We start from the raw sequence: 4500 nt of genomic DNA on the forward strand, positions 1-4500 counted from the left end.
TGGGTAGAAGAGACAGGGGGTGGGGCGGCCGGCACGGGGGCGGCCGCCCCGACCCGCGACACCCCTGACGCTGGGTGCGTCGACGGTCACGCACGGCGCACGACCGTGGGTGGCGATGGTGTCGTCCGCCGCGTCGCGTGGCGACCTGTCGTACTCCTCGGGCAGGATGCACGTCATGCGCGCCGACCGTGATGCCCGACCGACCCGGGTCGCCCGATGACCGACGCCGGCCTCGACAGCCCGGGCGAGCCGGTCGGCCGGGTGCTGGGCACCGCCGACGCCACCCCCCTGCAGTTCTGGACGGCCGTGGCGCCCGGCAGCTACCTCCAGCTCGACGACGTGGTGGTCACCCGGCGCGAGCTGCCGGACCGGGAGCCGGTGACGATCGCCGGGGTGGTCACCCAGGTGCGGGCCCGGCACGAGGGCGCCCAGTTCGACTCCGACGTGTTCGCCATCGCCGACGGCACGCTGCCCGCGCAGGTGCAGGAGGCGGCCGAGGTGACCACCACCCGGGTCGACCCGGAGTTCTACGTGCCGCCGACCCCGGGGGCGGTGGTGCACCGGGCCGAGGGCGACGCCCGCGCCCGGGCGCTGCACTTCGACCGGATGGAGCGGCGCATCCCGATGGGGATGGGTCGGGACGGGGTGCCGGTCTACCTCAACGCCGACTTCCTCGACGGCAGCCGGGGCGCGCACGTCTCCATCTCCGGCATCTCCGGTGTGGCCACCAAGACCAGTTTCGCCACCTTCCTGCTCTACTCGGTCTTCCGCTCCGGCGTGCTGGGCGGCGACGCGGTCAACGCCAAGGCGCTGATCTTCAACGTCAAGGGCGAGGACCTGCTCTTCCTCGACCACCCCAACACCCGCCTCGACGAGCCCACCCGGGCGGCGTACGCGAAGCTCGGGCTGAGCGCCGGCGCGTTCCCCGACGTGCGGGTGTACGCCCCGCCCCGGGTCGGCGACGCGGCCGGCACTCCGGACGTGAGCAGCCGGCTCACCGGCGTGGACGCCTTCTACTGGACGCTGAGCGAGTTCTGCGCCGACCGTCTGCTGCCGTACGTCTTCGCCGACGCCGACGACGAGCGCCAGCAGTACACGATGGTGGTCCACTCGGTCGCCGCGCACCTGGCCCGGTACGCGCAGCCCGCCGACGGCGGGGTGAGCATCGACGGCGTCCGCCTCGGCTCCTACGGCGACCTGGTCGACCACATCGTCGACCAGCTCAACGACGACGAGACCCGCTCCGACTGGGCCGGCAGCGCGGTCGGCCTCGGCACCGTCAACGCGTTCGCCCGGCGGCTGATCGGCAGCAAGAAGGATCTCGCCCGGCTGATCCGTGGCGACCTGGCCACCCGCCGCCCCCACTCGATCAACACCAGCGAGTCGGCGCAGGTCACCGTGGTCGACCTGCACAACCTTCCGGACCGCGCCCAGCGCTTCGTGGTCGGTGTGACGCTCAAGAGCGAGTTCGAGCGCAAGGAGAAGTCCGGCACCGCCAAGCCGCTGCTCTTCGTCGTCCTCGACGAGCTCAACAAGTACGCGCCCCGCGAGGGCTCCTCCCCCATCAAGGAGGTGCTGCTCGACATCGCCGAGCGGGGCCGCTCGCTCGGCGTGATCCTGATCGGCGCCCAGCAGACGGCGAGCGAGGTGGAGCGGCGGATCGTCACCAACTCGGCGATCCGGGTGGTCGGCCGGCTCGACCCGGCCGAAGCGTCCCGCCCCGAGTACGGCTTCCTCCCGCCGGCCCAGCGTCAACGGGCGCTGCTGGCCAAGCCGGGCACGATGTTCGTCAACCAGCCCGACATCCCGGTGCCCCTCTGCCTGGAGTTCCCGTTCCCGGCCTGGGCCACCCGGGTCTCCGAGGCGGGCCGGGCACCATCGGAGACGCTGCGCTCGATCACCCAGTCCGCCGACCCGTTCGCCGTGGTGGGCTCCGGCGGCGGCACCGACGACGACATCCCGTTCTAGGGGGCCGACACAGCCATGAAGATCCTGCACACCTCGGACTGGCACGTCGGCAAGGTGCTCAAGGGGCAGTCCCGGGCCGAGGAACACAAGGCGGTGCTGGCCGGGGTGATCGACATCGCCGTGGCCGAGCAGCCGGATCTGGTGATCGTCGCCGGCGACCTCTACGACACGGCCGCGCCCACCTCCGAGGCGACCCGCCTGGTCACCCGGGCGCTGACCGCGCTGCGCCGCACGGGCGCGGACGTGGTCGCGATCGGCGGCAACCACGACAACGGCCCGGCACTGGACGCGCTGCGGCCGTGGGCAGAGGCGGCCGGCATCACGCTGCGCGGCGGGGTACGGGAAAATCCGAACGAGCACGTGATCGACGGCACCACCGCCGGTGGAGAGCGGTGGCAGCTGGCCGCGCTGCCGTTTCTGTCCCAGCGGTACGCGGTGCGCGCGCTGGAGATGTACGAGCTGACCGCCGCCGAGGCCAACCAGACGTACGCCGACCACCTGGGCCGGGTGCTGGGTCGACTCACCGAGGGCTTCACCGAGCCGGACCGGGTCCACCTGGTCACCGCGCACCTGACCGTGACCGGCGCGACCACCGGTGGCGGCGAGCGGGACGCGCACACCGTGCTCGGCTACGCCGTGCCGGCGACCGTCTTCCCGGCCACCGCGCACTATGTGGCGCTGGGCCACCTGCACCGGGCGCAGCGGGTCATCGGCCCCTGCCCGGTGCGCTACAGCGGCAGTCCACTCGCGGTGGACTTCGGCGAGCAGGAGAACGTCCCCTCGGTGACGCTGGTCGAGGTGACCGCCGGCACCGCCGCCCGGGTCCGCGAGGTGCCGGTGACCGCGGCGAGCGCGCTGCGCACCGTGCGGGGCACTCTGGCGCAGCTCGCCGAGATCGAGGCGCCGGACGCCTGGCTGCGGGTGTACGTGCGGGAGCAACCCCGCGCCGGCCTGCGCGAGGAGGTCCAGGAGCTGCTCCCCCGTGCCCTGGAGATCCGGATCGACCCGGAGCTGCTCGCCGCGCCGGGCAGCGGCGCCCGCATCGCGCAACGCTCGGGGCGCTCTCCCCGGGAGTTGTTCGCCGACTACCTGGACAGCCGGGGGCACGCCGACGAGGGCGTCCGGGAGCTCTTCGACGAGCTCTTCGAGGAGGTCGAGCACTGATGCGTCCGATGCGGCTGGACATGGCCGGGTTCACGGTCTTCCGGGACGACACCACCGTCGACTTCACCGACGCCGACTTCTTCGCCCTGATCGGCCCGACCGGCTCGGGCAAGTCCACCGTGCTGGACGCCATCTGCTTCGCCCTCTACGGCACGGTGCCCCGCTGGGGCGGCACCCGGGGGCTGGCGAACGCGCTCGCGCCGTCGGCGACCGAGGCCCGGGTGCGGCTGGTGTTCGAGTCCGGCGGGGCCCGGTACGTGGCCACCCGGGTGGTGCGCCGCGACGGCCGGGGCAACGTCAAGACCGCGAACGCCGGGTTGCAGCTGATGCCAGCCGGCTTCGACGTGACCAAACTGGACACCGGCCTGAGCCCGGACGACCTCGGCGAGGTGGTGGCCGGCACCCCCGCCGAGATGGAGCAGGCGGTGCTGGAGGCGGTGGGGCTGCCGTACGAGCAGTTCACCAGCTGCGTGGTGCTGCCGCAGGGGCAGTTCGCCGACTTCCTGCACGCCAAGCCGGCCACCCGGCAGCAGATCCTGGTCAACCTGCTCGGCCTCGGCGTCTACGAGGACGTGCAGAAGCGGGCGACGGCACGCGCGGCGCAGGCGGAGGCCCGCCTGGACGCGGTCGACCAGCTGCTCGCCGGGCTGACCGGCGTGGACGACGAGGCGCTGGCCGGGGCCGACGCCCGGGTCGACCGGATGGTCGAACTGGCCGCCGCGGTGACCGCCGCCGTGCCCGAGCTGGCGGCGGCCCGGGCCACCGCGCGCGAGGCGGCCGCGGCGCTGACCGCCCTCGACGACGAGCTGACCGTGCTGACCGGGGTGCGCGCGCCGGGCGGGGTGGCCGAGGTGGCCCTCGCCGTGACGGCGGCGCGGGCCGACGCGGAGGCGGCGGCCGCGGGAGTGTCGCTGGCCGAGGAGCGGGAGGAGAAGCTGCGCGGCGAGTTGGCCGGCGCCGGGGACGAGAGCGCGCTGCGGCTGTTGCTGCGGGCGTACGACGACCGGGACCGGCTGATCGGCGAGGCCGAGACGGTCCGCGCGACGGTGACCGCGGCGAACGACGAACACGCCAAGGCGGTGGCGGCGCTGACGGCCGCCCGCGCCGACGCCGAGCGGGCCGAGGCCGAGCTGGAGGCGGCGTTCCGGGCGCACGAGGAGGCGAAGGCCACCGACCTGGCGGTCAGCCTGCGGGTGCACCTGCATCCGGGCACGGCCTGCCCGGTCTGTGAGCAGCCGGTGGCCGAGGTGCCGGCGGTGCCGGCCGACTCGGCGGTGGCCGCCGCCACGGCGGCCGGCAAGGCGGCGCGGGCCGCCACCAAGGCCGCGCAGGCGGTCGTGCAGCAGCGGGACGCGGCGGCACGCGACC

General features: G+C 74.2%; 3 protein-coding genes. All 3 read left to right on the forward strand.

All coding sequences use genetic code 11. From position 1 onward, the window contains the following. Nucleotides 1–216 precede the first annotated feature (216 nt). Entirely contained in the window at nt 217–1968 is a 1752-nt protein-coding gene (locus tag EAD98_RS00900; protein ID WP_121652200.1) for an ATP-binding protein, read from the forward strand. A 15-nt stretch (nt 1969–1983) separates the two neighbouring features. Next, the gene (locus EAD98_RS00905; RefSeq protein WP_121652201.1) at nt 1984–3132 is read left to right on the forward strand and encodes an exonuclease SbcCD subunit D; all 1149 of its coding nucleotides are present in this window, start codon (nt 1984–1986) and stop codon (nt 3130–3132) included. Beyond that, nucleotides 3132–4500, forward strand: a 1369-nt coding sequence (locus EAD98_RS00910) for an AAA family ATPase (protein ID WP_147457303.1), incomplete at its 3' end; no start/stop codon positions are given. The genes EAD98_RS00905 and EAD98_RS00910, both read left to right, overlap by 1 nt.

This window comes from Micromonospora sp. CV4 (genome assembly GCF_003667455.1).
Lineage (GTDB): Bacteria > Actinomycetota > Actinomycetes > Mycobacteriales > Micromonosporaceae > Micromonospora.

What these genes read in the sequence shown, in the direction of transcription:
- EAD98_RS00900 (WP_121652200.1), top strand. Translation starts at nt 217, where the DNA reads ATGACCGACGCCGGCCTCGACAGCCCGGGCGAGCCGGTCGGCCGGGTG.
- EAD98_RS00905 (WP_121652201.1), top strand. Translation starts at nt 1,984, where the DNA reads ATGAAGATCCTGCACACCTCGGACTGGCACGTCGGCAAGGTGCTCAAG.